We start from the raw sequence: 22969 nt of genomic DNA, 5'->3' as shown, positions 1-22969 counted from the left end.
TCATGAAGTATGGATGATTTGTAGGAGGGAAACGCATGAAGATTGTCGTTGCGAGTCACAATAAAGGTAAAATTAAAGAATTTAATGAAATTTTAGGACATTATGGTTATGAAGTATTAGGCGTTGATTATGTCGGAATTGATCTTGAACATTTTGAAGAAACCGGAACAACATTTGAAGAAAATGCTTATTTAAAAGCAAAGTATGTATTCGATCTGTGTCACATCCCAACCATCGCCGATGACTCCGGACTTGTACTTAATGCTTTTCCAGATATATTAGGTGTCTATTCAGCCCGTTTTATGGGAGAAGATACACCCTATGATATTAAAAACAATCGAATCTTAGAACTCTACCAGACGCAATCGGATCGTTCAAGTATGTTTGTAAGTGCAATTTCATATGTAACAGATGAAACACACAAAATATTTATCGGTGAAGTAAAGGGCCAAATTGCCCATTCAATCGTTGGTGATGGTGGATTTGGTTATGATCCAATTTTTATTCCAAATGGTTTTGAGTGTACCTATGCACAACTTGATTCAGATATTAAAAATCAAATATCTCACCGTGGAATTGCCTTAAGAAAGTTTGTTGAATATATTAAGGAACAGACTCCTAATGAGAAATAAAGTATATGTTAGCGGGATTGTTGCGCTTATCTTTTCTTTGTTACTTACAGTAATATCAATAACAGCATTTAACCTCGTTTTTTTCACAAAAATGTATCATCAATTAAATACCGCGGAAACAATGCGTATGTCTGAAGAAGATCTCGATAAAGCAACCGCAGTTTTACTTGAGTATATTAAGGGAACGCGTGATTCAATTGACCTTGTGGTGAATGTAAATGGATACGACGTTGAAATGTTTAATGCCCGTGAAAAAGCACATATGGTTGATGTGAGAGATTTATACCAAAATGCGATGATGGTTCGTACAGGTCTTGCTTTATATGCCGCAATTTTAGCGCTCATTGCAATGGGGCTAAACCACTATAATGATCTTGCTCAAAATAGGAAAAACCTTCAAAATGCTTTGATTATCAGTGGCATGATAATTGGCGGCATTGCCTTTTATGCTTTCATTGATTTCAATGCATTTTGGACTCAATTTCATGAAGTCTTTTTCTCAAATGACTTATGGCTTTTAGACCCGCGTACTGACCGCATGATACAAATGTTCCCAGAACCATTCTTTAGTGCAATGGTTCAACGAATTGTGATCGCATTTATATCACTGTTTGCAGTAATAATGGGTGTATACGCTTATTTAGATTGGAGGGTAAAACATGATTCACATCGTACTTTATAATCCTGAGATTCCTCAAAACACAGGCAATATTATGCGCACATGTGTCGCAACTGAAGCACATTTACATCTGATTGAACCTTTAGGGTTTAAATTTGATGAAAAAAGAGTGCGTCGATCGGTAATGGACTATTTCGATTACCTTCACTACACAATTCATCCAAGTTTTGAAGAATTTATGACCACAGTATCAGGTCAGGTTTACTTTTTAACGCGCTATGGTCACAAACCACACTCAGAGTTTAACTTTAAAGATACCGATGAAGATATTTATTTAGTGTTTGGTGCTGAAAGCACAGGGATTCCTTTAAATATTTTAAAAGAACATCTGGATCATTGTTTTAGAGTACCTATGGCAAAAGAAGCACGCAGTCTCAATCTTTCAAATACTGTAGCAATTTGTGTGTATGAGGTCTTACGACAACAAGGGTATCCACATTTAAGTGTTGAGGAGGTCCAAAAAGGAGCAAACTTTTTGGATGATTCACAATGACAAAAAGTGATAAATTCCTAGTGTTAGCACAGGCCTTGTTCTTATGCATCATGCTTGTATTTTGGGTTCATTTTGCATATCTAGGTGTCTTATTAACCAATGTAATTCAAGTGTCACAAGCCTCAACATTATTGTCTTCTCAAGATTTATTCGTTGTTCGAATTGTTAATGTAGTATTAGCACAACATCGATCTGTGTTTGAATTCATATTAAATATTTCTTCAACAATCCCTTTGGGTTATTGTGCATTTGGGATGCTTGCAATGCTTCATCCAAATAAGAAATGGCAATTACAAAATAGAGTCCATTGTATTGTAGGTATCGGCGCTCAAAGTATCTTTCTTCTTGGGTTGGCTTATATGATGAATAACTTTTCGACTTTAGGTCGGGCAATATCGATTGTACACACAATTGGCTGGATCACCTGCATCGCGGGGCTTGTAATTAGTGCAGGTTGTGTTTATACTTTAGTGAGATTAATGTTTGATTATCAATCAAACAACAGTGAGGTGCCATTATGATTGAAAATTTCAATGATATGATAAGTTTTATTGCGATTGTCTCAGTCGTAATTGGAAGTATATTTATTGCGTTTAAGATTGATAAAATGTTCCGTAAAACAAAAGATGATGAATATTATCAAGATTTGCTATAGATGAAAGAGGAAAAATGTATGAAACGTTCAATAAAACCAAACAATGGCCTAGAGTCTATCGGACCTTATTCACCTGGATTACAAGTCGGTCCACTTGTCTTTGTATCAGGGCAATTACCTGTAGACCCTAAAACAAACAAACTTGTTGAAGGGGATATTCGTAAACAAGCCGCTCAAGTATTTGAAAATATGGAAGATGTTTTAAAAGCTTCCAATATGTCACTGCGACAAGTTGTGAAAACCACCGTTTTATTACAAGATATGAATGATTTTAGTCAAGTAAATCAAGTCTATGCTATTTATTTCTCACCACCATATCCAGCACGTGTTTGTTATGAGGTCAGTGCATTGCCTATGGGTGCATCAATTGAAGTTGAATGTATTGCGTATGATACAACTGATCAAGATCTTCAACTTGATATTGATGAGGATGATTGTGGTGGAGATTGCGGTGATGACGAAGCATAAGTTAATCCCATCAATCTCAAGTACAAATATTGTTGGTATCGTCCTTTCGTCTTTGATGTCTTCATTTGCGATTGTTAATTTTGTGCGTCCAGCACATTTAGTACCAGCAGGTGTAACCGGACTTTCGATGCTTGTTCAACGTGAAGTGCTTGAATTGCTGAATGTAAATCTATCATTTGGTGTAATTTACTTATTTATCAATGTTTCAATACTCTTGTTTGTATTTAAACATTTGGGTAAACAATTTGTAATATTATCCCTGTTGCATGTTGTACTTACCAGTTTTTTCTCGGATATTTTACCTGTCTATCAACTTGCCCACGAACCCGTATTGCTTGCAATATTTGGTGGGGTAGTGAATGGTCTTGCAATCAGTGTTGCATTAAAAGTTGGCGGAAGTACAGGAGGCACTGATTTTATCGCAATATTCTTCTCGACCGTTAAGAATCGTCCAATGTGGGATAAAATCATGATTTTTAATATGAGCATGCTCATTTATAATGGCTGGCGTAGTAATTGGGAATTATCACTCTATTCCATTATCTATCAATTTATTTCTACTGAGATTCTCACAAAGAATCATGACCGTTACAAGCTCTCAAGCTTACATATTATAACCGATCAGCCTGAAGTTGTATCTCAAGCAATCTTGTCGATTGTGCGCCATGGGATTACCGAATTTCAAGGGAAGGGCGTCTATTCACAAAAAGACAAAACGATGCTCTATATGGTTGTGAATTCATTTGAAATTCGTCCCGTTGTGAAAGCAATCAAAGATGCAGATGCCAAAGCATTTATCGAGATTGCCTCTGTGGATCGCATTGAAGGAAACTATCGTCAGAAGCCACTTGATTAGTGGTTTTTTTATGGGTTTGAAGGGGATAAGTAATCTGAGTTACACATGTGATGTTGACTTGTACATCAAAGGATTAAAAGATGACACGCATTGTTTTTTGAAGGCAAACTATACTTAACAGTTAAATGCATCAAGCTTTTTTCTCTATTTATACTCAAAGCAAACGTGCATTCAAACCCAAACCAAAAGTTATTTTATTATCAAGTATTTTTAGATATTGCATAATAGTATAGGGTTTGCTATAATCTAGGAGCTATTATCAAGAGTTGAGGTAGAGAGTTAGCTCAGTAACCTCATACCAACCTGCTGAAGCAAGGTGGTACTGCTAACGACGATGAGTGCTTTTAAATACAGTAATTTAAGCCAGGTCGTTGTTTGCGTCTGGTTTTTTAGCATCTAGAGGAGGAAATATTAATGAAAGACGTGTTTTTTACATCAGAAAGTGTTACCGATGGACATCCTGATAAGATGTGTGACCAAATTGCAGATGCAATCCTGGACGAAGCGCTCAGACAAGATCCAAATTCAAAAATGGCTGTAGAAGCTACGATTAAAGATGATTTTATTTTTGTATACGGTGAAGCAAATACTCAAGCAAATATTGACTATGTTAATATTGCAAAACAAGTCGTTGCAGATATTGGATATACAGAAGACTTTGATGTCTTTACAAAAGTTCAAAAACAATCTCCACAAATAAATTCTGCAGTAACAACAACGGAACATGTAGGGGCTGGGGACCAAGGAATCATGTTTGGCTATGCAACAAATGAAACAGAATCATATATGCCACTATCCATTGACCTTGCTCATAAACTATCAAAACGCTTAAGTGATTTGAAAAGAGAAATATCATGGTTAAAACCGGATGGTAAGACACAAGTCACGGTGGCATATAAAGATGGGAAACCTCATTATGTTCATACAGTGCTTGTGAGCGCATCCCATGATGAAAACATCTCACAAGAACAAATTCATGACACAATATTAAATGAAGTGATTAAACCTGTGATTGATTCGAAATGGCTTCGTGACGATACCAAAATTATTATCAATCCAAGTGGTGCGTTCAGTATCGCAGGACCCTTTAGTGATAGTGGAACAACCGGCCGTAAAATTGTTGTGGATACTTATGGTGGTGTTGCGCGTAATGGAGGCGGATGCTTCAGTTCAAAAGATCCATCAAAAGTTGACCGTACTGCTGCATATTTTGCACGCTATGTTGCGAAAAACATCGTTGCAGCTGGGTTATGTGATCGCTTAGAAATTCAATTAAGCTATGCAATTGGATTAACTGATCCATTGTCCATTCATATTGAAACATATGGTACAGAAAAAAGACCTCAGGATGAGATCTTAGAAATTATCAAGAATAACTTTGACTTTAAGGTAGGGTCAATGATCCAAACTTTGGATTTATTACGTCCAATCTACCGTGAATCCGCGAACTTTGGTCACTTTGGTCGTGATGGTTTCCCATGGGAATCCATCATCGCCCTTAAGGGACTATAATCGGACCCTCTTTCTCTTTTTGAGAAAGGGAAGTTAAGCGGTCTTTATACGGAAGTGCATACAACAAAGATGCGCGTTCTTCAAAGTCTTTATATTGTGTTTCTTTAAACAATGTCGCAAACTTGGCATTGTTTTTTTGTGTTTTTAAGTAATTTCGTCCAACACCATTCATCCCAAGAACACGCAGTGTTGTTTGGGGTGGCATGTGTTGGGGAGTATGAAGATAGATATGCATCAGGGACCGACGAATCCGACTTGCTGTATACCGTTTGGAGATACATGCTTCTAAGAAGTCCTCATACTTATCATGAAGAAGCGCTTCTTTATACAGTTTGTTTTCAAGCCCTTCACGCATTAAAAAACGAGAATTCAACGTTTTGTTTTCTTTAATAATTTCATACTGGATAAATGGATAGTAATCTTCGATTGAATAGAGTGCGTTGACATCAAGACTCATGGGGGTTGTGTGTATGATGTCTTGATAGTTTAATACAGCTTTTCGAATTGCACTCGCTGAAACAATCGAATCATTGATCTCTTCACTATGATACTGATTGGTTCGAAGAATGCGGTGGGTAGTGATGTGATGTTTCTGTGCAGCTTGTTCATAATATGCTCCTAGGATATTATTAGGTGCTTTATGATCACTGTTTTTTGCTTTGGCATAACTAAACCCTTGATCAATCAAATCAGCGTTGAAATCAGTCAATTGCGGTATTTCAAGAGTTTCACTTCCATAAACTAAATCTGTAACACCTGCAAGAGCAAGCATGTCGACAGCATGTGTTGCGAATTGTTGTGCACTTTGAAGTACAATATGTGTTGGGAGTTCTAAAACTAAATCCACCCCATGATTTAATGCAGCACGTGTGCGTTCCCATTTATCGATAATTGCGGGTTCACCCCGTTGTACAAAGTTTGATGACATAATCGCAATTAAAACATCACATTGCGTAAGATTTCGTGTCTTTTCAATGTGATAGATGTGTCCATTGTGGAATGGGTTATATTCAACGACGATTCCTGCTATTTTAAGTTTATGTGAGTTCATAGGCACATTGTAACATATTTTTGTGAAAGATGATGAAAGATGAAAAAAATCATGAAAACATGGTACAATATTAACCGAAGGAAGGTTTCAATGAGATTAAGAAAAAAGAAATGGAGCAATGACGTATATGAAGATTATCAGGACGTTATTGTCGATGAATTTGAACACATAAAAGGAAATTGGAAAGAAACAATGCGTGTCGATCGCCTCAGACTTGAAATCGGCTCAGGAAAAGGTGATTATTGGCACCACTGTGCAGATGTATACCAACCCGATGGTATTATAGGTATGGAACGTGATTTTACTGCAGGTGCAATTGCGCTAAAAAAACTTGAAACATATGGTAAAGATCGCAAACGATTCATCCATAATGATGCTAAGTCATTAATTGAAATGTTTGGTGAAGGGGAAATTGATGTGATTCACTTAAACTTCAGTGATCCATGGCCAAAAACGCGTCATGAAAAACGTCGCTTAACCCATCCCTCAAAATTGGAGTTATATAAAACTGTGTTATCTCAAAATGGAGAGATTTGGATGAAGACAGACAATGTTGGTCTATTTAATTATTCAGTTGTAACGGTAACACAAAATGGATTTGATTTAATCGAGTTGGATGTTGATTTTAGAAGTCAGGAAAAAGAAGATCCAACATCAGAATATGAACGAAAATTTATGGAAAAAGGACAACCGATTTTCCGAGCTATTTGGAGGAAGAAAGATGCTTGATAAACAACAATTAGAATGGTTTGAAACCTGTACTCAAATTGATGGCGTAAGTGGTCATGAACGCAGTGTAGCGCATTATCTTAAAAATGAATATGAAAAAATGGGGTTTGATGTGATCACAGACCAATTAGGAAGTATTGTCTGTCACAAACCTTCATCAAAAGAAAACGCGCCTAAAGTCATGATTTTAGGACATATGGATGAAGTTGGATTTTTAGTAAAAGATATCACAGATACCGGCGTATTAAAACTACACCCAGTAGGTGGATGGTTCTCACAAACACTACTTGCACATCGCATTCGTGTTACGACACGTCATGGTAAAGTATATCAAGGTGCAATCGGAAGTATACCTCCACATATGTTAACACCAGAAAAACGCAATAAACCAATGCAAATTGAAGACATGATTGCGGATGTAGGTGCTGTATCTAAAGAAGAAATTAAAGCGTGGGGAATTCAAATTGGTGACATGGTCGTATTAGAAGGATCCTTTACCCAACTTGCTGATGGAGATCGTTATCTCTCAAAAGCTTTTGATAATCGTTACGGCTGTGTTATGGGACTTGACTTGATGCGCGACCTTAAAGATAAAGATCTTCCATTTGATCTATATGTTGGTGCCAGTGTACAAGAAGAAGTGGGTCTTCGTGGAGCTCAAACGATTACACAATTAATTCAACCCGATTATGCAATTGTATTGGATTGCTCACCCGCTAATGATGCCGTTGATACAACATCATTGGGTAAATTGGGAGCAGGAATCTTAGTTCGCATGATTGATGGTAATTTTATTGCGAATAAAGACTTAATTTATGAACTTGTAGACACCTGTGTGAAACACGATATTAAACATCAATATTATGTATCTGCAGGTGGTACCGATGCAGGTATCGTCCACAAATCAAATGGGGGTGTGCCAACAGTAACCTGTTGTATTGTTGCACGAAACATTCATACTTCAAGTAGTATCATGGACTCCAATGATTATCAAAGTGCTAAAAAAGCAATCTCATTGATGTTATTGGAAAGGAATTGGGAATAATGAAGAAGGTTTTAATTACTGTACTTCTTGCGATGGTCATCCTTTTAACTGGATGTCAAGTGCAATCAATAGAATCAGTAATACAATCCACGCTTTCTTCACCGCTTCCATCAACCACGAATCATAGTAAACCAATGTTTCGGTACTATGTTCCGTCAACGGTTGGCGTTAAGTCGTCAAGTCAAAACAGTACACTTCTTAATATTAATGGTTACGATGTTTTGATGAATTTAAGTATTTCACAAATCATATCAAGCGAATATTATGAAGCAGATGACGCAATACCAGCGTTAAATTTAGAAAACTTTGAAGTCATGTTTCAATACACTGGAGCTTATTATGATGCCCAATCAGTATCACGTAATTTCCATGTTGACATTATTCGATTAAGAGATAATACCGTCTCGATTATCCTGAATAATCAGCTGGTCGATATTATCGCAGTTGTCTCCGACACTTCATTAAACTTGACCCTTGAACATATGATTACAATTATGCGTTCGGTGGATGTTGATAATGATTTAGTTGTTGCGACTTATTCGACGAAAGAAATCATTGACCGTGATGCAATTTTCTCGGAGTTCTTTGAACAAGTACCACCAGAAAATGGTTCACTACAAGACATGTATGATCGCTTGAATCCAGATCGAAATCAAGATACAGATGATTCAAATGACCAAAGAGCAGACTAAAGAAAGAAGGAAACTAACATGTTACGTAAACTTACATCTTTATTATTTAGAGAAGAAGAAATAGTTATAGAGGAAGAAGATCTTGAAATTGAACCGGTCAATATACCACCCATTAAACCCATTCAATCTTCATCACCACAACCTTCAACGACAACACAACAAACAGTTCATCGACCACAAACTCAAGCACAACCGGTATCTAAACCTGTTATGAATCAAGAAATGACCCAAAGGGATGTTAGTGCTACACCAACACCCCAAGTACAGGCTCGAAAATCATTCAGGATTGATTTAGATAATGCTGCCCAAAATCAACCGGTTCAATCAGTTCAAGAAACACCACGTGAAGTGCGTCGTGACACATCGAAACCGTATGTTGCTCATGAAATCTTAAGTCCAATTCATGGTGGTTCGCAGCTTCAAAATGAACCATTAAGCAAACCAAAACAAACGCCAGTTAAAAAGCGCACCCCATTAACAGAAGTTATCAGTCCTATGTATGGTAAAGTTGAAGAACCTGAGTCACAAGGCAGTGGTCCAGTTGACTTATCGATTTTAGAACTAGATGTCGAGTCAATGATTACACCTGATTATGACAAAACTTCAAAAACTGATGAAGTTCAAACTACTCTTTTTGATTACTTAGAAGGAGATGACTCGAGTGAATCATAAAGATATATATTTTATTGGAATTAAGGGCACAGGGATGTCTGCATTAGCCTTAATCTGTAAAGACTTAGGGTATAACGTATCTGGATCAGACTTAGACAAGCATTTTTTCACAGAAACACGCCTTATTGAAGCGAACATTCCCATCTATTCATTCAATCCAAGTAACATTCGCGATCATACAATTGTGATTGTCGGAAATGCATTTGATGATACGTTTGAAGAAGTGGTTGCTGCTTCAAATAATAAGACAGTTACAGTGTATCGTTACCATCAATTCTTAGGGCACCTGATGGGTCAATATCGTACGATTTCCGTGAGTGGAACGCATGGTAAAACGACAACGACAACTTTACTGAAAGATATGCTTTCAGAATATAAGAATACTGGATATCTCATTGGTGATGGTAGTGGGCTTGTAGAAAACGATGATTATTATTTTGCAGTAGAGGCGTGTGAGTTTAGACGTCATTTTTTAGCATACCATCCTGATATTGCGGTTATGACAAACTTTGAATTGGATCACGTCGATTATTTTAAAGATGAAGCCGATTACCTTAGTGCCTACAATGAATTTTCAAAAAATGTTAAAGAAGTAGTGATTGCATGGGGTGATGACCCACACTTTGCACGTTTAAATCTTGCGCCAACAACGTTAACCTATGGTTTTTCGACTAAGAATGACTTTCAAGCAATTAATATCGACCGCAGCGAGACACATTCATATTTTGATGTGATTGCCCATGGACAATTCATTAAACGCTTTGATTTACCACTTGTTGGTGATCATATGATATTAAATGCATTATCTGTAATTGCAGTTGGACTATATGAAGAAATCCCGGTTGATTTAATTGAAAGAGGTCTTCAAAACTTTAGTGGTGCAAAACGCCGTTACAGCATTGAAACAGTCGGTGAGTCCATTCTAATCGATGACTATGCTCACCATCCAACAGAAATAAAAGTAACATTAGAAGCAACACGCATACGCTATCCAAATAAAAAAATTGTTGCAATATTTAAACCGCATAGAGTAGGGCGAATCTATCATTTTATCAATGAATTTATCACGTCATTATCAATTGCAGATGAAGTTGCAATTTGTCCCTTCACCAGCATTGATGATGCTCAAGATGGGATTGATATTGATGCAACGTTCCTTCAATCACGAATTGAGGGCGCTTTTATGGTCGATGAAGATGAGCAAAGCGTTCAAGCACTTTTAGCTTTTGAACCCGCCGTTTATGTATTTATGAGCGATAAAGACGTTTATAATTTGAAAAATTTACTGAAAGACCATTTACAATGATTGAAAACAGTTTCATTAATGTGTATAATATTTATTAAAAGAGGTGATAATTAAATGGATGCACTTTTAGAGTCATTACACGATGTTTCATTATTACTATTGCCATTTGTTGGCTTGATATGCCTAATCTTTCTAGCAATTCTTATTTATCGTTTGATGGTTATGGTTAAACCATTGCCACAAACAGTTGAACGTATGAATAAGACAATTGATAACTTAGATAAAACCGTTGATACTGCCAATGAACTTATTGACAAGCTTAACGAGCCGATGGATGCAATTGTGGGTGTCGCTCAAACCGTAGACAAAGTTAATTCTGCTGCGAACGGTGTTGTAGCTAGTGTTGCAACATATGCAATCAAGAATTCAGACTCTCTTGTTAACTGGGGGAAAGATATCTTCGCTTCAAATAAGAAACATTCAGATAAGGAATCAGATGATCAAGAGGTCAAAGAGGAGGATTTTGGTGTTTATGAGTAAATATGATGCATATTTAACAGAAGTAGTATACGAAATTGATGATTTAATTTATGACTTTTATCGACAAAGTAATGATTTGATTTCAAAGAAAAAGAATCAAGATCGACTTATCGATTTTAGAGATAAAACCATTTCAACATTAAACGATATGAACGTTCGTTCCCTAGAAATCATTTCACAATTTAAAGACCATGCAATGGTTGAAGATCGTGTAGATGTTCTTGTAGAGAAAAATCGTTCAATATTAGAATCTGCACTTACAGTGATTGATTCGGATAAATCTGTGGGGTCATCTGTGAAAGATGTCTATCAAAATGTTTATGAAGGTGCGCGCAAAGTCGTTGACAAAGTAAACACTCCTGAAACTGTAGACAAAATTAAAGATGTTGCACAAGATGGGTATGAAAAGGTGAAGGAAACGATTCATACTGTATCTGAAGATCCACGATTTATTGAAGGTGTGCAAAAAACAAAAGACGTTGCGAAGGATATCGTAACTATCGGTGGGGATGCCCTTAAAGTTAGTTCTTTGAAACTAAAAGAATGGTTAGATTCTCGCTCTGATACAAGCAAACAAACACCAGATGTTGATGATTTGTTTGGTGATTATCCAGATTTTGAAGAAGAAGTAAATGATAATGAAGAAACAGAACCTGAAGACAGAGGAGAGAATAATGAAAAGAGTGACGATCTATGATGTAGCAAAAGAGGCTGGTGTATCTCTTGCTACAGTATCACGCGTAATTAATGGTTTAGAAATTGTTCGTGACGAAACACGTATTAAGGTAGAAGAAGCAATCAGCAAACTGGGTTACAAACCAAATGCGATTGCTCAAGGATTAGCATTACAAAAATCCACAACAATTGCACTCGTAGTTCCAGAAGCAAGTTTTGGTTACACGGGTCAAATTATCAATGGATTGATTGATGTTGCGAAAATCTACAAGTACAATATTATGTTACATACAATGTCTGAGGGGATTGTAGATATTGACGATATCATCGACGGTATTATTAAATCACGTGTTGATGGTGTTATTATTTATAATGATCAACTTTTAGAAAATGAACTTGCTGAATTAAGTAAATATCAGTTCCCAATCGTATTAATTGGTAACCGTATGTCTGATGGAAATATATCGTCAGTATTTGTGGATATTGAAAAAGCAGTTTATGAGCTTGCATTAAAGAAAATGAAAGCAAATCCTGATTGTAAAGTTGGTGTAATCCAAGATAGAAAAAATGAATTCACAACTCAGGAAATGATTCGTGGGTTAAAACGTGCGTATGAAGAACTGGGTTTTGAAGGGGATGGCTATATTGAAATTCCTGGAGAATACCGTCGTTCTTATGATTACTTTAAAGACACAATTCAAACATTACCGTATAACTTCTTAACTGCAAACCGAGACTCACAAGCAATTTCTGCACTCAATGCAGCAAACGAATGCAATGTGAGCATCCCTGATGAATTGGAAGTTGTATGTCTCATTGATTCTAAATACAACAACATGGTGCGTCCGCGTCTTTCAAGCTTTGCAATTCCATCATATGACCTTGGAGCAGTTGCAATGCGTGTTTTAACTAAGATGCTCAATGATGATGAGATTGATGATCGTGAAATTGAATTAAGCTATCTCTTTACACCACGTCAAACAACGAAATAATGAACTTCTAAAGGTGCACTTTTTGCATCTTTTTTATTTTAGAGAGAGAATGCATAGAATATTTAAGTTCTTTTGCGTGAATCGTTATAGATATTATAGATACCAATGCATAATTCAATATTTTTTATTCAGATATTTAAAGTTATATATGAAGACTTATTATCGTTTATCACTTTCATATTACGAAAGTAGAAAGTGCTGGATAAATGATATAATAGTTGATTAAGCCGTTAAATTTTGTTCAACAAACGTCTATATAAGCAAATTATAACGGGATATTTTGGAAGAATGAGCAGTTTTATGATTATTTTTTCAAATATAGAAACTAATATGAGTACTTTGGTGATTCATGAAACAAATAATAAATCAAATTCATCAAAAATTGTTGATGTTTTTGCTTAAGTTTCTTGACAATTTTATAGGCATAAACTATAATTATATTTGGTCAGCGATGATCGAATGTGGGTCACCAAATGTTCTTTACCCCCCACCCAAGACAATATGGTGATCCGCTTTTTTTTATACTTTGGAGGTACGATTATGTTATTCAAAGAATTAGAAGATAAATACTTTAAAAATGAAGGATTTTCATCAATTAGACGAACTGTTAGAGGTTTGGTTAAAGATGCTGATGGAAATTTTGTTATGTTAAAAATTGAAGGGGAAGATTTTTTTGGAATCCGAAACCACTATGAAACACCTGGAGGCGGCGTAGAAGTCGGTGAGGGATATGAAAAAGCCCTTCTGCGTGAAATGGAAGAAGAGCTGGGTGTGCTTTGTGAGATTGAATCGTTTTTAGGGATGGTAGTGGGTCATTACAATCTTCTGAATCGAATCAATGTCGAACGGTATTATGTTTGTCGTATCGTAGGTGAGACTTCATCCAACCAAACTGACGTTGAGAAAGTTCTAATCAAAGGTATTGAACATAAACCATTGAACGAATGGCTCGAAATCCTAAAGACTGGGGATTCTTCAGTCGACAAGTTGGTACATGATCGCGATTACCAAGCATTTAAGTATTACGCAGATCAATGCAATATGTAATTGGGCTCAAAGGCTTATCATACGTAAATTGGGTTATTGGTTTGTTCAGGGAATGGATGAAGTTTTGAACAGCGTGTGTTTCTTCACTGCCACCATCATGTCTCGGATAACAGGTAATTACCAGAAAGGATGTTACCACTGATACTAAGGCGTGTAATGATTGCAATGTTGTTTCTTTAGTAGTGATGATCGATTTGTCACCACCTGGTAAATATCCTAAGTTATAAATTGCCCCATCAATGGGACCAAATTCATGAAAATCAAGCGTACTGTGATCTTTAAGTATAGTGGTTATATTCTTAAAGTCTCGGGTACGTTTTTTTGTGTTTTCAATGGCTTGTGCTTGGATATCAATTGCATATACATGATAACAATGTTGAGCCAGAAATAATGTATCATGTCCGTTTCCGCATGTCATATCGATTACAACGCTTTTCGTCGGATCTAAGCGCTTTTCAATCCATTGATGAGTCTTTGTTAGGTTTGTGATTCTTTGTGTCATATAAGCCTCCTAAAACGCCCCAGATTTACTCTGAGGCGTTAAGTGTAATAAATAAGATGTTAGGGTCTGCGAATAATCGCACAACTGGTTCAGGTGTCGCAATACCATTTGACAGAAGCAAACGTGTATTGCCAATCGTTACATCTGAATCAGTATAGGTATCTTTAAAGAAAAGCGATCCGATTAATGGAAGGTTTACTTTGCCACCCAATGTTTCACCAGCTACTGATACCTTTAGATTTTTATCACTAATTAACTGCACAAGATTCGGATTATTCATGAAGGTCATAGTAAAGCTTGAATCATCCAGTGTTTCAAGAACATCATTAACTTTTTGCTCGGTATTCGTTTCATCTAAAAAGAGAAATTGAATGTTTGAATCAGTAAAGTTATGAAGGTTTACCGTTCTGTTTTGAGTCAATCTAAAATCACTTTGATCAAGTACTTTCGTTACACTTTCATAATTAAACGTATCATACTGTCCGAATATTGCATACTTACCAAGTGGAGCATTAATATTGGATAGCGCTGTTGTGATTTCATTGATTGATGCCTCGTCATTGGTGTTTAACAGGTTTCCTAGAAATACAACAACATCTGGACTTCGCATATTCATCATATCTACCGCTTTATTCAGTTTATCAATATCACCATAAACATCGGAGAACACCGCAATAGTAACGGTGTCAAAATCCTTAGGAATGGATGCATCGCGCACTGAATAATTGGTTGCATGAAGACGAGAAGGGGCAAAATGTGTAATTTCAAAGTATACGAGAACACCAATTGCAATGACACAAACCACGATAAATAGTTTCTTAAGATTCAGAAGCTTTCGCATTTTTAGCGTGGTGTCCTTTGTGACTTGGTTCTTTTTGATACGATTGCATTGCTGCTCTTTGGTTTAAGATTACTGGAATAACCAGTGGATTACGTTGTGTATGTTTGAATAAAAACGGCTCTAAAGATGAACGAATTGTATTCTTAATTTCACCGAATGTAGTTTTTTGTGCCATCTTTTTCTTCAATGCTTCATAAACAACTTGTTCTGCTTCTTTAAGTAAGGTTTGATTTTCTTTAATGAATACAAATCCACGCGAAACAATGCTTGGTTTGCATAATATCTTGTTGTATCGAGAATCAATCGTTACCACAACAGAAACTAGACCGTTGTCCGCTAAGATTTTACGATCTTTAATGACTGCAGTCGATAAACCACTTGAATCATTGCCATCAACATAAATATCATCGGCAGGAATTCGGATATCTGACATAAAGACTTCGTGATCACGCAATACAACAACATCGCCATTTGCGCAAATAAAGATATTTTCTTTTGGTACACCCGTCTCAATTGCAGTTCGTTCATGCGTTTTTAACATTTTATACTCACCATGCATTGGCATGAAGTATTTTGGTTGAATCAGTTGAAGCATTAGTTTTTGTTCTTCTCGAGAAGCATGTCCAGTTGTATGAAGTGAGTTCAAAGGCGAATTAGTAAGCACATTTGCTCCAGCTCGCGTCAATTGATTTACGACATTTGATACACTTTTTGCGTTTCCAGGAATAGGGCTGGATGAGAAGATTACAGTATCTCCAGGCATAATGCGAATTTGGCGGTGAGTTCCATTTGCAATACGACTTAATGCAGCAAGCGGTTCACCTTGTGATCCAGTACATAAGATACATACTTTGCTTGCAGGTAAACGATTTAATTCATTTGCATTTACGAAGTGTTTATCTTTTGCTGAAATATGACCAAGTTTACGCGCAATTGTCACAACGTTTTCCATGGAACGACCAAATACAGCAACTTTTCGATCAGAAGCAATCGCTGCATCAATGATTTGGCTTACACGATACATATTCGATGCAAATGTCGCAATAATGATACGTCCTTCTGTTTTTCTAAAAATGTCCATAATGGATTTCGCAACATCTTTTTCACTAATTGAAAAACCAGCGACTTGAGCATTTGTTGAATCACTTAAGAGTAAGTCAATTCCTATTTCCCCCATGTAAGACATGATTTGATAGTCGGAACTTGCACCAACTGGTGTTAAATCAAATTTAAAGTCTCCAGTTGAAACAATACGACCATTTGATGTATTGAGTAAAACACCTAATGAATCGGGAATAGAGTGGATTACATTAAAGAATCCAACGTTGAAATGTTTCGTTGTAACTTTTGATTTTGAATCAATTTCTACAATTTTCGTTCTGTTTTTTAAGCGACGTTCTTCTAATTTACGGTTAATGAGTGCTTTCGCAAAGCGTGTTGCGTATATCACAGGGATATTAACACGTTGTAATAAGAATGGAATACCCCCGATATGGTCTTCGTGACCGTGGGTGATAATCAATGCTTTAATTTTCTTTTGGTTGCGTACGAGGTATGAATAATCTGGGATAACATAGTCAACCCCAAGTAAGTTTTCTTCAGGAAACATAACTCCCGCATCGATGATTACAATTTCATCATCTTGTTCGAATACATACATATTCTTTCCAACTTCGCCCAATCCACCTAATGCGAAAATGAGTGTATCAGATTTCTTTATTTTTGTTTGATCCATAATTGCTCCTATTCTATTATCTTGAGATTTGAATCATCCCAAGGATTTTCTGTATTAATGGTATCGTAGAAAAGTACACCGTGTAGGTGGTCAATTTCATGTTGAAATACAATTGATGCATAATTTGATAATTGTATTACGATTTCTTTGTCTAAGAGTGCGTCATAAGCCTTAACTTTGACGCGCAAATGGCGTGGTACAAACCCCGCATGTTCTTCACGAATTGATAAGCATCCTTCACCTAAAGAAAGGGCACATTTTTTTTCTGAGTGTGAGATGATTCTTGGATTAACAAGCGCATACTCACTGACGATTTCTTCGTCATCATCATTATAATCAACAAGTCGAATCGCGGACATTTGCTTTGATACACCAATTTGTGGTGCAGCGATTCCAACAGCAGGTTGTAAGTTATTTGCCTCAGCTAAGGCTTCATCTTGCGAATCTCTTACATATTGTAACATCGTCATTAATGTTTCTCTATCCTCATCACTAAGAGGAAGTGGCACAGGTTTTGCCTGTGCACGCAAAACAGGATTTGGATCCTGTATAATTGTATCCATATTTATCTTCATATTCATTTTATGTTCTACTCCAAATTTGTCTAGTATATTATACGCTAAATCAAAGAAAAATTATAGCTATCTTTTGTATATAATACTAAAATATTTAAATAATTTAAAGTCTAACGATTTCAAAATGATGAGAATATGGTAATATAATACCATGAAACTAAGAAAAATTTCTCTTGCAATGCCGAAAGGTTACTCAAAATGGATTCATGCGTCAGTGATTTTATTGACGCTTTTTGGTTTATTTATGATTATATCGGCAACTGCAACAAAAGATGCTACAAGTTCAACTGCTTTATTAGTGGTAATTGCAAAGGAACTGTTTTTTATCACAGTTTCTTATTACATGATGGTATTACTGGCCCGAAGTTATAAACAAAAGACTTTCGAAAAGTATTATTGGCTTTTTTTATTGGTATTATTTATCCTTTTGATATCAACGATGGCTTTTGCTCCAGCACCAGGAAGTGATACCCGAGCATGGATTCGATTTTTTGGAATTACGATTCAACCTTCAGAGTTTGCGAAAATTGGCGTTATTCTCATTATGGCAAGAACTACTGGTGGGATAAAAAATAAAAACAAAACCGCATCGGATATTTTAACACATCCTATTATAATTGTTTCTATTATTGTAGGTATCGTAGTAATCGCACAAAAAGACTTCGGAAGTGGGTTAATTATATTAGGAATTGCTGTGTTTTGCTCCTTAGTCTCGTCACATGGGAGTCTGTACAAAACCCAAATTGTATTATTTGCATTAGCATTATTAGTTTTAATCCTGATGTTTTTATCCGTTACCGAATTAGGTATGGAAGTGATGAAGTTTGTTCATATCAGTGATTATATGATAAATCGATTTAAAACAAGTTTTGACCCTTTTGCAGATCGCTATGGACCTGGAATGCAAATATTTAACGGACTTGCTGCCTTTGTACAAGGGGGATGGTTTGGTGTTGGGTATGGAAAAGGATTCTTAAAATACAGCTATATCTTTGCAGTAGAAACCGATTCAATTCTTGCTTCAGTAGTTGAAGAGCTTGGTGTCATCTTTGGATTTTTACCAATATTCATTGGTTATGTGGTAATTGTGTTTGAGCTCATGAAAAATGCATTATTTATTAAAAATGAAAAAGACCGCATCATCTTAGTAGGTACAATTGCCTATATATTCTTCCATTTCTTCTTGAATGTTGGAGGCGTCACTGCACTCATTCCATTAACGGGGGTACCGTTGCTTTTTATCTCAGCAGGGGGATCTAGCCGTCTTGCAATTATGATGGCGATTGGATTATGTCAAAATGTAATTGCTAGAAATGCAGAATCGACAAAGATTCAAAATAGTAAATCATGAGAATCATTGCAGGAACCTATGGCTCACGAAAACTCTTCACATTGCCTGGAGATAACACTAGACCCAGCTCTGATCGTCTAAAAACAGCGCTTTTCAGCAAGATTGGTCCTTACTTTGATGGGGGAACCGGTTTGGATGTGTTTGCAGGCAGTGGTGCTGTTGGGCTTGAAGGGTTAAGTCGAGGGTTAGATTTTGTGACCTTTATTGAAAAAGAAAAATCCGCAGTGGGGATCATCAAAAAAAATATCCAGGCATTGGGAGTGACAGCCCAAACAAACGTTCTATCTGGTGATGCACGGGTTGTTACGCAAAAGATGTCTCAGCAATTTGATTTTATTTTTATGGATCCACCATATGCGTATGAAAATACGCTTGAAATCGCCCAAAACTTAGAAAAATGTGTTAAAATAGGTGGGATCATGATTATTGAAACGGATAAGAAACATAGTTTACCCGATACAATTGGATCCTTAATTAAAACAGATCAACGCGATTATGGCGTTGCACGATTACATACATATGAAATGCGATAAGCATTTCTTTTTCTTTTTAGCACTCAAATGTTGACAGTGCTAATTATTTTGATTATAATTATCACGTAGCATATAAGAGTGCTAGGAGGCGATGTGATGCTAACTCCAAGAAAAGTTGAAATCTTTAAAGCGATTGTCAAAGAGTTCATTACAACAGCTGAACCCGTTGGCTCTAAATTGTTGATTGAAAAGTACCAAATGCCGTATTCTTCAGCTACGATTCGTAATGAGATGCAAGACCTTGAAAAACTTGGGTTATTGGAAAAAACTCATACATCAAGTGGACGAGTCCCATCAAGCAAGGGATATCGTTTTTATGTAGAACATTATATGGAAGAGCAAGCGAATGTTGGAATTGAACATGCGATTACACGTATTTTTCAAGATCGTAAAGTTGGTCTTGAAGAGGCGATTAAGCAAAGTGTTAATATCCTAACTCAAATGACAAACCTCACATCAATGGTGTTAGGTCCCAGCTCAAATCAAGAGCGTCTAGAGAATGTTCAGCTGATTCCTGTCAACGATCGAAGTGCAATTGCGATTTTTGAAACTGAAAATGGACATGTAGAACATCGAATCTTCAATTTTGAATATTCTGTTAATGTGGATGAAATGCAAGCTTGTACAACAATTTTAAATGACAGACTTGTAGGAACGCCTTTATCAGAAGTAGTTGAGAAGATGGAAAGCCTGAAGCCTCTTCTATCACAGCGTTTAACGCAATATGAAATGCTGTTTGAAGCGTTTGTTGGAGCGTTTATGAAATTTGCTCAAGAAGAAGTTTATGCTTCAGGGCAATCCAACATGCTATATCAACCCGAGTTCTCTGATATTCATAAATTACGTGAATTAATGGAAATGTTGGAAAACTCACAGATGTGGAAAGAGTTGTCAATGTCACACGACAATCTGCGCCTTCGTAAAGGTGATCACAGTGAACTCGTTTGGATTGATGATATGGCTGTTGTTTCAGGATCTTTTGTCCTTGATGATGACCAAGAACACACACTGATGGTTGTCGGTCCAAGTAGAATGGAATATGGACGTGTTGTTTCGCTCGTTGAGTTTGTAACAACAATGATAGAAAAAGTCTATGGGAAAGGTGGCAATGATGAGCAAGAATAAGAAAAAAGCTGAAGAAAAAGAGCTCAAAAAGAATGATGAAGCAACGCTTGATCCAATTGTTGAAGCTTTAATGAAAGAAAATGAAGAATTAAAAACAGCATTAGAAGTAAGTAAAAATGATTACCTAAAAGTATTTGCAGATGCAGATAACATGAAAAAACGGTTAGAACGTGACTATGATTTATCCATGAAATATCGCGTTCAAACATTTGCACATTCGATTTTACCAGCGATTGATAATCTTGAAAGAGCCTTGAATCAAGAGGTGGTTGAAGGGCAATCATATCGTGATGGTGTGAAGATGATCTATGATCAAATTCTTGAAGCACTAAAACAAGAGGGTGTTGTGCAAATTGATGCATTAAACAAACCCTTTGACCCAAACATTCATCAAGCACTGGTTGCTGAAGCAGTAGAAGGGGTAGAACCCAATACAGTGGTTGAAGAATTTCAACGTGGGTATATGATTAAAGATAGAGTATTACGCGCTAGTTTAGTTAAGGTAAGCGAATAGGAGGAACTAACAATGAGCAAAATTATAGGAATTGACTTAGGTACTACCAACTCATGTGTAGCAATCATGGAAGGTGGCGAATCAAAAGTCATCACAAACCCTGAAGGAAATCGTACAACACCTTCAGTTGTAAGTTTTAAAAATGGTGAGAGAATCGTAGGGGACGCTGCAAAACGTCAAGTCGTTACTAACCCTAACTCAGCAGTATCGGTTAAACGTTTAATGGGTACCGATAAAAAGATTGAACTTGAAGGAAAAAATTATACACCTCAAGAAGTTTCCGCAATGATCTTAGGATATATTAAATCCTATGCAGAAGACTATCTTGGTGAAAAAGTAACACGTGCGGTTATTACTGTTCCTGCTTACTTTAACGATGCACAACGTCAAGCAACTAAAGATGCAGGTAAAATCGCAGGTCTTGATGTAGAACGTATCATTAACGAACCTACTGCAGCAGCATTAGCATTTGGTATCGACAAAACAGACACAGAACAAAAAGTCTTAGTATTTGACCTTGGAGGAGGAACCTTCGACGTTTCAATTCTTGAACTTGCGGATGGTACATTCGAAGTATTATCGACAGCTGGTGATAATGAATTGGGTGGTGATGACTTTGACCACATCGTTGTTGATTACCTTGTTGATGTTTTCAAAAAAGAAAATGGCATTGACTTAAAAGCAGATAAAATGGCAATGCAACGTTTAAAAGAAGCTGCTGAAAAAGCGAAAAAAGACTTATCAGGAATGGTAAACACTCAAATTAGCTTACCATTTATCTCAGCAGGTCCTTCAGGTCCATTACACTTAGAAACAACACTTACACGTGCTAAGTTTGACGAAATGACAAAACAACTTGTAGAACGTACTTTAGGACCAGTTCGTCAATCACTTAAAGATGCTGGGCTAACACGCAATGATATTCACCAAGTATTATTAGTAGGTGGTTCAACACGTATTCCTGCGGTTGTAGAAGCAGTGAAAAAAGAATTAGGTAAAGACCCTAACAAATCTGTAAACCCTGATGAAGTTGTTGCAATGGGTGCTGCAATTCAAGGTGGTGTTATTGCAGGTGATGTTAAGGATGTATTGTTACTTGATGTTACACCATTATCACTTGGTATTGAAACAATGGGTGGTGTTATGACCGTCTTAATTGACCGCAATACAACAATCCCAACATCAAAATCACAAATCTTCTCAACAGCTGCTGATAGCCAACCAGCTGTAGACATTAACGTATTACAAGGTGAACGTCCGATGGCTAAAGACAACAAACAATTGGGTCTTTTCAAATTAGATGGAATTGCACCCGCACCACGTGGTGTTCCTCAAATCGAAGTAACCTTTGATATTGACGTAAATGGTATTGTTAACGTATCAGCACTTGATAAGGGAACAAACAAAAAACAATCCATCACGATTTCTAACAGTTCAGGATTAAGCCAAGACGAAATTGATCGCATGGTTCGTGAAGCTCAAGAACATGCTGATGAAGATGCTAAGCTTAAAGAAACAGCTGAAGTACGTAACCGTGCTGAACAATTCATTCATCAAATTGATGACACATTGAAAAATGAAGAAGCAAATGTTCCGGAAGATCAAAAAGCTGAAGTACAAAAATTACGTGATGAACTTCAAGAAGCACTTGATAACAACGATACCGACAGCTTGAAGACAAAACTTGATGCACTTGAACAAGCAGCTCAAGCAATGGGTCAAGCAATGTATCAAAATGCTGAACAAAGTAATGAATCAAATCCAGCTGATGATGTTGTTGATGCTGAATTTGAAGAAAAGAATTAGTCG

At 36.5% G+C, this 22969-nt stretch carries 27 protein-coding genes; 22 read left to right on the top strand and 5 right to left on the bottom strand.

The features are described 5' to 3' along the window. Positions 1 to 35 precede the first annotated feature (35 nt). The 8 genes from rdgB to metK all read left to right on the top strand — a co-directional run bounded on the left by rdgB (position 36) and on the right by metK (position 5295). Entirely contained in the window at positions 36 to 632 is a 597-nt protein-coding gene (gene rdgB, locus AOC36_RS05605) for an RdgB/HAM1 family non-canonical purine NTP pyrophosphatase (RefSeq protein ID WP_067632290.1), read from the top strand. Next, a complete protein-coding gene (locus AOC36_RS05600) occupies positions 622 to 1314 on the top strand; it encodes a TIGR01906 family membrane protein (RefSeq protein WP_067632288.1) in 693 nt (230 codons plus the stop codon). The genes rdgB and AOC36_RS05600 overlap by 11 nt, the downstream gene beginning before the upstream one ends. After that, positions 1292 to 1804: a tRNA (cytidine(34)-2'-O)-methyltransferase gene (locus tag AOC36_RS05595; protein WP_067632286.1), complete on the top strand. Its 513-nt coding sequence runs from the start codon at positions 1292 to 1294 to the stop codon at positions 1802 to 1804. Before AOC36_RS05600 ends, AOC36_RS05595 begins: the two co-directional genes overlap by 23 nt. Next, entirely contained in the window at positions 1801 to 2325 is a 525-nt protein-coding gene (locus AOC36_RS05590) for a hypothetical protein (protein ID WP_067632284.1), read from the top strand. Before AOC36_RS05595 ends, AOC36_RS05590 begins: the two co-directional genes overlap by 4 nt. Next, positions 2322 to 2459, top strand: a complete 138-nt coding sequence (locus tag AOC36_RS12175) for a hypothetical protein (RefSeq protein ID WP_157777150.1) — start codon at positions 2322 to 2324, stop codon at positions 2457 to 2459. Before AOC36_RS05590 ends, AOC36_RS12175 begins: the two co-directional genes overlap by 4 nt. A gap of 18 nt (positions 2460 to 2477) precedes the next feature. Next, the gene (locus tag AOC36_RS05585) at positions 2478 to 2927 is read left to right on the top strand and encodes a Rid family detoxifying hydrolase (RefSeq protein WP_067632282.1); all 450 of its coding nucleotides are present in this window, start codon (positions 2478 to 2480) and stop codon (positions 2925 to 2927) included. After that, positions 2914 to 3783, top strand: coding sequence for a YitT family protein (locus AOC36_RS05580; RefSeq protein ID WP_067632280.1), 870 nt, complete (start codon positions 2914 to 2916; stop codon positions 3781 to 3783). The genes AOC36_RS05585 and AOC36_RS05580 overlap by 14 nt, the downstream gene beginning before the upstream one ends. 414 nt (positions 3784 to 4197) lie before the next feature. Continuing rightward, positions 4198 to 5295, top strand: coding sequence for a methionine adenosyltransferase (metK, locus tag AOC36_RS05575; protein ID WP_067632278.1), 1098 nt, complete (start codon positions 4198 to 4200; stop codon positions 5293 to 5295). On the opposite strand, the gene AOC36_RS05570 is transcribed toward metK, so the two are convergent. Beyond that, complete coding sequence (locus AOC36_RS05570) at positions 5282 to 6346, bottom strand: tRNA(Met) cytidine acetate ligase (RefSeq protein ID WP_067632276.1); 1065 nt, start codon at positions 6344 to 6346, stop codon at positions 5282 to 5284. The genes metK and AOC36_RS05570 overlap by 14 nt on opposite strands. Positions 6347 to 6436: 90 nt before the next feature. Here AOC36_RS05570 and trmB point away from each other — a divergent pair, with 90 nt between their 5' ends. The 9 genes from trmB (at position 6437) to AOC36_RS05525 (ending at position 13984) form a co-directional block, all read left to right on the top strand. Continuing rightward, complete coding sequence (gene trmB, locus AOC36_RS05565) at positions 6437 to 7075, top strand: tRNA (guanosine(46)-N7)-methyltransferase TrmB (RefSeq protein ID WP_067632274.1); 639 nt, start codon at positions 6437 to 6439, stop codon at positions 7073 to 7075. After that, the gene (locus AOC36_RS05560; protein WP_067632272.1) at positions 7068 to 8120 is read left to right on the top strand and encodes a M42 family metallopeptidase; all 1053 of its coding nucleotides are present in this window, start codon (positions 7068 to 7070) and stop codon (positions 8118 to 8120) included. Before trmB ends, AOC36_RS05560 begins: the two co-directional genes overlap by 8 nt. Continuing rightward, a complete protein-coding gene (locus AOC36_RS05555) occupies positions 8120 to 8812 on the top strand; it encodes a hypothetical protein (protein WP_067632270.1) in 693 nt (230 codons plus the stop codon). Before AOC36_RS05560 ends, AOC36_RS05555 begins: the two co-directional genes overlap by 1 nt. Before the next feature lie 18 nt (positions 8813 to 8830). Further along, on the top strand, positions 8831 to 9484 hold the full coding sequence (locus tag AOC36_RS05550; RefSeq protein WP_067632268.1) for a polyadenylate binding domain-containing protein: 654 nt from the start codon (positions 8831 to 8833) through the stop codon (positions 9482 to 9484). Continuing rightward, on the top strand, positions 9474 to 10790 hold the full coding sequence (murC, locus tag AOC36_RS05545) for a UDP-N-acetylmuramate--L-alanine ligase (RefSeq protein WP_232505399.1): 1317 nt from the start codon (positions 9474 to 9476) through the stop codon (positions 10788 to 10790). Before AOC36_RS05550 ends, murC begins: the two co-directional genes overlap by 11 nt. A 54-nt stretch (positions 10791 to 10844) precedes the next feature. Next, positions 10845 to 11270 carry a DUF948 domain-containing protein gene (locus tag AOC36_RS05540; RefSeq protein ID WP_067632264.1) on the top strand — a complete coding sequence of 142 codons (426 nt, stop codon included), beginning with the start codon at positions 10845 to 10847 and terminating at the stop codon, positions 11268 to 11270. Beyond that, positions 11263 to 11967 (top strand): hypothetical protein, encoded by a 705-nt coding sequence (locus tag AOC36_RS05535; RefSeq protein WP_067632262.1) that lies wholly within the window; start codon positions 11263 to 11265, stop codon positions 11965 to 11967. The genes AOC36_RS05540 and AOC36_RS05535 overlap by 8 nt, the downstream gene beginning before the upstream one ends. Beyond that, a complete protein-coding gene (locus AOC36_RS05530; protein ID WP_067632260.1) occupies positions 11945 to 12937 on the top strand; it encodes a LacI family DNA-binding transcriptional regulator in 993 nt (330 codons plus the stop codon). Before AOC36_RS05535 ends, AOC36_RS05530 begins: the two co-directional genes overlap by 23 nt. Positions 12938 to 13477: 540 nt before the next feature. Beyond that, positions 13478 to 13984, top strand: coding sequence for an NUDIX domain-containing protein (locus tag AOC36_RS05525; protein WP_067632257.1), 507 nt, complete (start codon positions 13478 to 13480; stop codon positions 13982 to 13984). On the opposite strand, the gene mnmM is transcribed toward AOC36_RS05525, so the two are convergent. From mnmM to def, 4 genes are read right to left on the bottom strand one after another with little or no spacing between them, the layout of a single operon-like run. Next, positions 13953 to 14486 carry a tRNA 5-(aminomethyl)-2-thiouridylate-methyltransferase MnmM gene (gene mnmM / locus AOC36_RS05520; protein ID WP_232505398.1) on the bottom strand — a complete coding sequence of 178 codons (534 nt, stop codon included), beginning with the start codon at positions 14484 to 14486 and terminating at the stop codon, positions 13953 to 13955. The two genes, AOC36_RS05525 and mnmM, sit on opposite strands and share 32 nt — an antisense overlap. Before the next feature lie 25 nt (positions 14487 to 14511). Then, complete coding sequence (locus AOC36_RS05515; protein WP_067632255.1) at positions 14512 to 15327, bottom strand: metallophosphoesterase family protein; 816 nt, start codon at positions 15325 to 15327, stop codon at positions 14512 to 14514. Continuing rightward, entirely contained in the window at positions 15305 to 17062 is a 1758-nt protein-coding gene (gene rnjA, locus AOC36_RS05510; protein WP_078055089.1) for a ribonuclease J1, read from the bottom strand. Before rnjA ends, AOC36_RS05515 begins: the two co-directional genes overlap by 23 nt. A gap of 8 nt (positions 17063 to 17070) precedes the next feature. Further along, the gene (gene def / locus AOC36_RS05505; RefSeq protein WP_470295753.1) at positions 17071 to 17625 is read right to left on the bottom strand and encodes a peptide deformylase; all 555 of its coding nucleotides are present in this window, start codon (positions 17623 to 17625) and stop codon (positions 17071 to 17073) included. A 163-nt stretch (positions 17626 to 17788) separates the two neighbouring features. On the opposite strand from def, the gene AOC36_RS05500 reads away from it, so the two are divergent. The 5 genes from AOC36_RS05500 (at position 17789) to dnaK (ending at position 22966) form a co-directional block, all read left to right on the top strand. Then, positions 17789 to 18988: an FtsW/RodA/SpoVE family cell cycle protein gene (locus AOC36_RS05500; protein ID WP_067632253.1), complete on the top strand. Its 1200-nt coding sequence runs from the start codon at positions 17789 to 17791 to the stop codon at positions 18986 to 18988. After that, positions 18985 to 19521, top strand: a complete 537-nt coding sequence (gene rsmD / locus AOC36_RS05495; protein ID WP_067632251.1) for a 16S rRNA (guanine(966)-N(2))-methyltransferase RsmD — start codon at positions 18985 to 18987, stop codon at positions 19519 to 19521. Before AOC36_RS05500 ends, rsmD begins: the two co-directional genes overlap by 4 nt. A 96-nt stretch (positions 19522 to 19617) precedes the next feature. Beyond that, positions 19618 to 20646: a heat-inducible transcriptional repressor HrcA gene (hrcA, locus tag AOC36_RS05490; protein WP_067632249.1), complete on the top strand. Its 1029-nt coding sequence runs from the start codon at positions 19618 to 19620 to the stop codon at positions 20644 to 20646. Continuing rightward, positions 20633 to 21160 (top strand): nucleotide exchange factor GrpE, encoded by a 528-nt coding sequence (grpE, locus tag AOC36_RS05485; RefSeq protein WP_067632247.1) that lies wholly within the window; start codon positions 20633 to 20635, stop codon positions 21158 to 21160. Before hrcA ends, grpE begins: the two co-directional genes overlap by 14 nt. Before the next feature lie 12 nt (positions 21161 to 21172). Beyond that, the gene (gene dnaK, locus AOC36_RS05480; RefSeq protein WP_067632246.1) at positions 21173 to 22966 is read left to right on the top strand and encodes a molecular chaperone DnaK; all 1794 of its coding nucleotides are present in this window, start codon (positions 21173 to 21175) and stop codon (positions 22964 to 22966) included. Positions 22967 to 22969: the final 3 nt, after the last annotated feature.

Source organism: Erysipelothrix larvae, from assembly GCF_001545095.1.
In the GTDB taxonomy this organism is placed as follows: Bacteria; Bacillota_I; Bacilli_A; order Erysipelotrichales; family Erysipelotrichaceae; genus Erysipelothrix; species Erysipelothrix larvae.
This window is presented reverse-complemented; position numbering and strand designations above follow the sequence as displayed.

What these genes read in the sequence shown, in the direction of transcription:
- rdgB (WP_067632290.1), top strand. Translation starts at nt 36, where the DNA reads ATGAAGATTGTCGTTGCGAGTCACAATAAAGGTAAAATTAAAGAATTT.
- AOC36_RS05600 (WP_067632288.1), top strand. Translation starts at nt 622, where the DNA reads ATGAGAAATAAAGTATATGTTAGCGGGATTGTTGCGCTTATCTTTTCT.
- AOC36_RS05595 (WP_067632286.1), top strand. Translation starts at nt 1,292, where the DNA reads ATGATTCACATCGTACTTTATAATCCTGAGATTCCTCAAAACACAGGC.
- AOC36_RS05590 (WP_067632284.1), top strand. Translation starts at nt 1,801, where the DNA reads ATGACAAAAAGTGATAAATTCCTAGTGTTAGCACAGGCCTTGTTCTTA.
- AOC36_RS12175 (WP_157777150.1), top strand. Translation starts at nt 2,322, where the DNA reads ATGATTGAAAATTTCAATGATATGATAAGTTTTATTGCGATTGTCTCA.
- AOC36_RS05585 (WP_067632282.1), top strand. Translation starts at nt 2,478, where the DNA reads ATGAAACGTTCAATAAAACCAAACAATGGCCTAGAGTCTATCGGACCT.
- AOC36_RS05580 (WP_067632280.1), top strand. Translation starts at nt 2,914, where the DNA reads ATGACGAAGCATAAGTTAATCCCATCAATCTCAAGTACAAATATTGTT.
- metK (WP_067632278.1), top strand. Translation starts at nt 4,198, where the DNA reads ATGAAAGACGTGTTTTTTACATCAGAAAGTGTTACCGATGGACATCCT.
- AOC36_RS05570 (WP_067632276.1), bottom strand. Translation starts at nt 6,346, where the DNA reads ATGAACTCACATAAACTTAAAATAGCAGGAATCGTCGTTGAATATAAC.
- trmB (WP_067632274.1), top strand. Translation starts at nt 6,437, where the DNA reads ATGAGATTAAGAAAAAAGAAATGGAGCAATGACGTATATGAAGATTAT.
- AOC36_RS05560 (WP_067632272.1), top strand. Translation starts at nt 7,068, where the DNA reads ATGCTTGATAAACAACAATTAGAATGGTTTGAAACCTGTACTCAAATT.
- AOC36_RS05555 (WP_067632270.1), top strand. Translation starts at nt 8,120, where the DNA reads ATGAAGAAGGTTTTAATTACTGTACTTCTTGCGATGGTCATCCTTTTA.
- AOC36_RS05550 (WP_067632268.1), top strand. Translation starts at nt 8,831, where the DNA reads ATGTTACGTAAACTTACATCTTTATTATTTAGAGAAGAAGAAATAGTT.
- AOC36_RS05540 (WP_067632264.1), top strand. Translation starts at nt 10,845, where the DNA reads ATGGATGCACTTTTAGAGTCATTACACGATGTTTCATTATTACTATTG.
- AOC36_RS05535 (WP_067632262.1), top strand. Translation starts at nt 11,263, where the DNA reads ATGAGTAAATATGATGCATATTTAACAGAAGTAGTATACGAAATTGAT.
- AOC36_RS05530 (WP_067632260.1), top strand. Translation starts at nt 11,945, where the DNA reads ATGAAAAGAGTGACGATCTATGATGTAGCAAAAGAGGCTGGTGTATCT.
- AOC36_RS05525 (WP_067632257.1), top strand. Translation starts at nt 13,478, where the DNA reads ATGTTATTCAAAGAATTAGAAGATAAATACTTTAAAAATGAAGGATTT.
- mnmM (WP_232505398.1), bottom strand. Translation starts at nt 14,486, where the DNA reads ATGACACAAAGAATCACAAACCTAACAAAGACTCATCAATGGATTGAA.
- AOC36_RS05515 (WP_067632255.1), bottom strand. Translation starts at nt 15,327, where the DNA reads ATGCGAAAGCTTCTGAATCTTAAGAAACTATTTATCGTGGTTTGTGTC.
- rnjA (WP_078055089.1), bottom strand. Translation starts at nt 17,062, where the DNA reads ATGGATCAAACAAAAATAAAGAAATCTGATACACTCATTTTCGCATTA.
- def (WP_470295753.1), bottom strand. Translation starts at nt 17,625, where the DNA reads ATGGATACAATTATACAGGATCCAAATCCTGTTTTGCGTGCACAGGCA.
- AOC36_RS05500 (WP_067632253.1), top strand. Translation starts at nt 17,789, where the DNA reads ATGAAACTAAGAAAAATTTCTCTTGCAATGCCGAAAGGTTACTCAAAA.
- rsmD (WP_067632251.1), top strand. Translation starts at nt 18,985, where the DNA reads ATGAGAATCATTGCAGGAACCTATGGCTCACGAAAACTCTTCACATTG.
- hrcA (WP_067632249.1), top strand. Translation starts at nt 19,618, where the DNA reads ATGCTAACTCCAAGAAAAGTTGAAATCTTTAAAGCGATTGTCAAAGAG.
- grpE (WP_067632247.1), top strand. Translation starts at nt 20,633, where the DNA reads ATGAGCAAGAATAAGAAAAAAGCTGAAGAAAAAGAGCTCAAAAAGAAT.
- dnaK (WP_067632246.1), top strand. Translation starts at nt 21,173, where the DNA reads ATGAGCAAAATTATAGGAATTGACTTAGGTACTACCAACTCATGTGTA.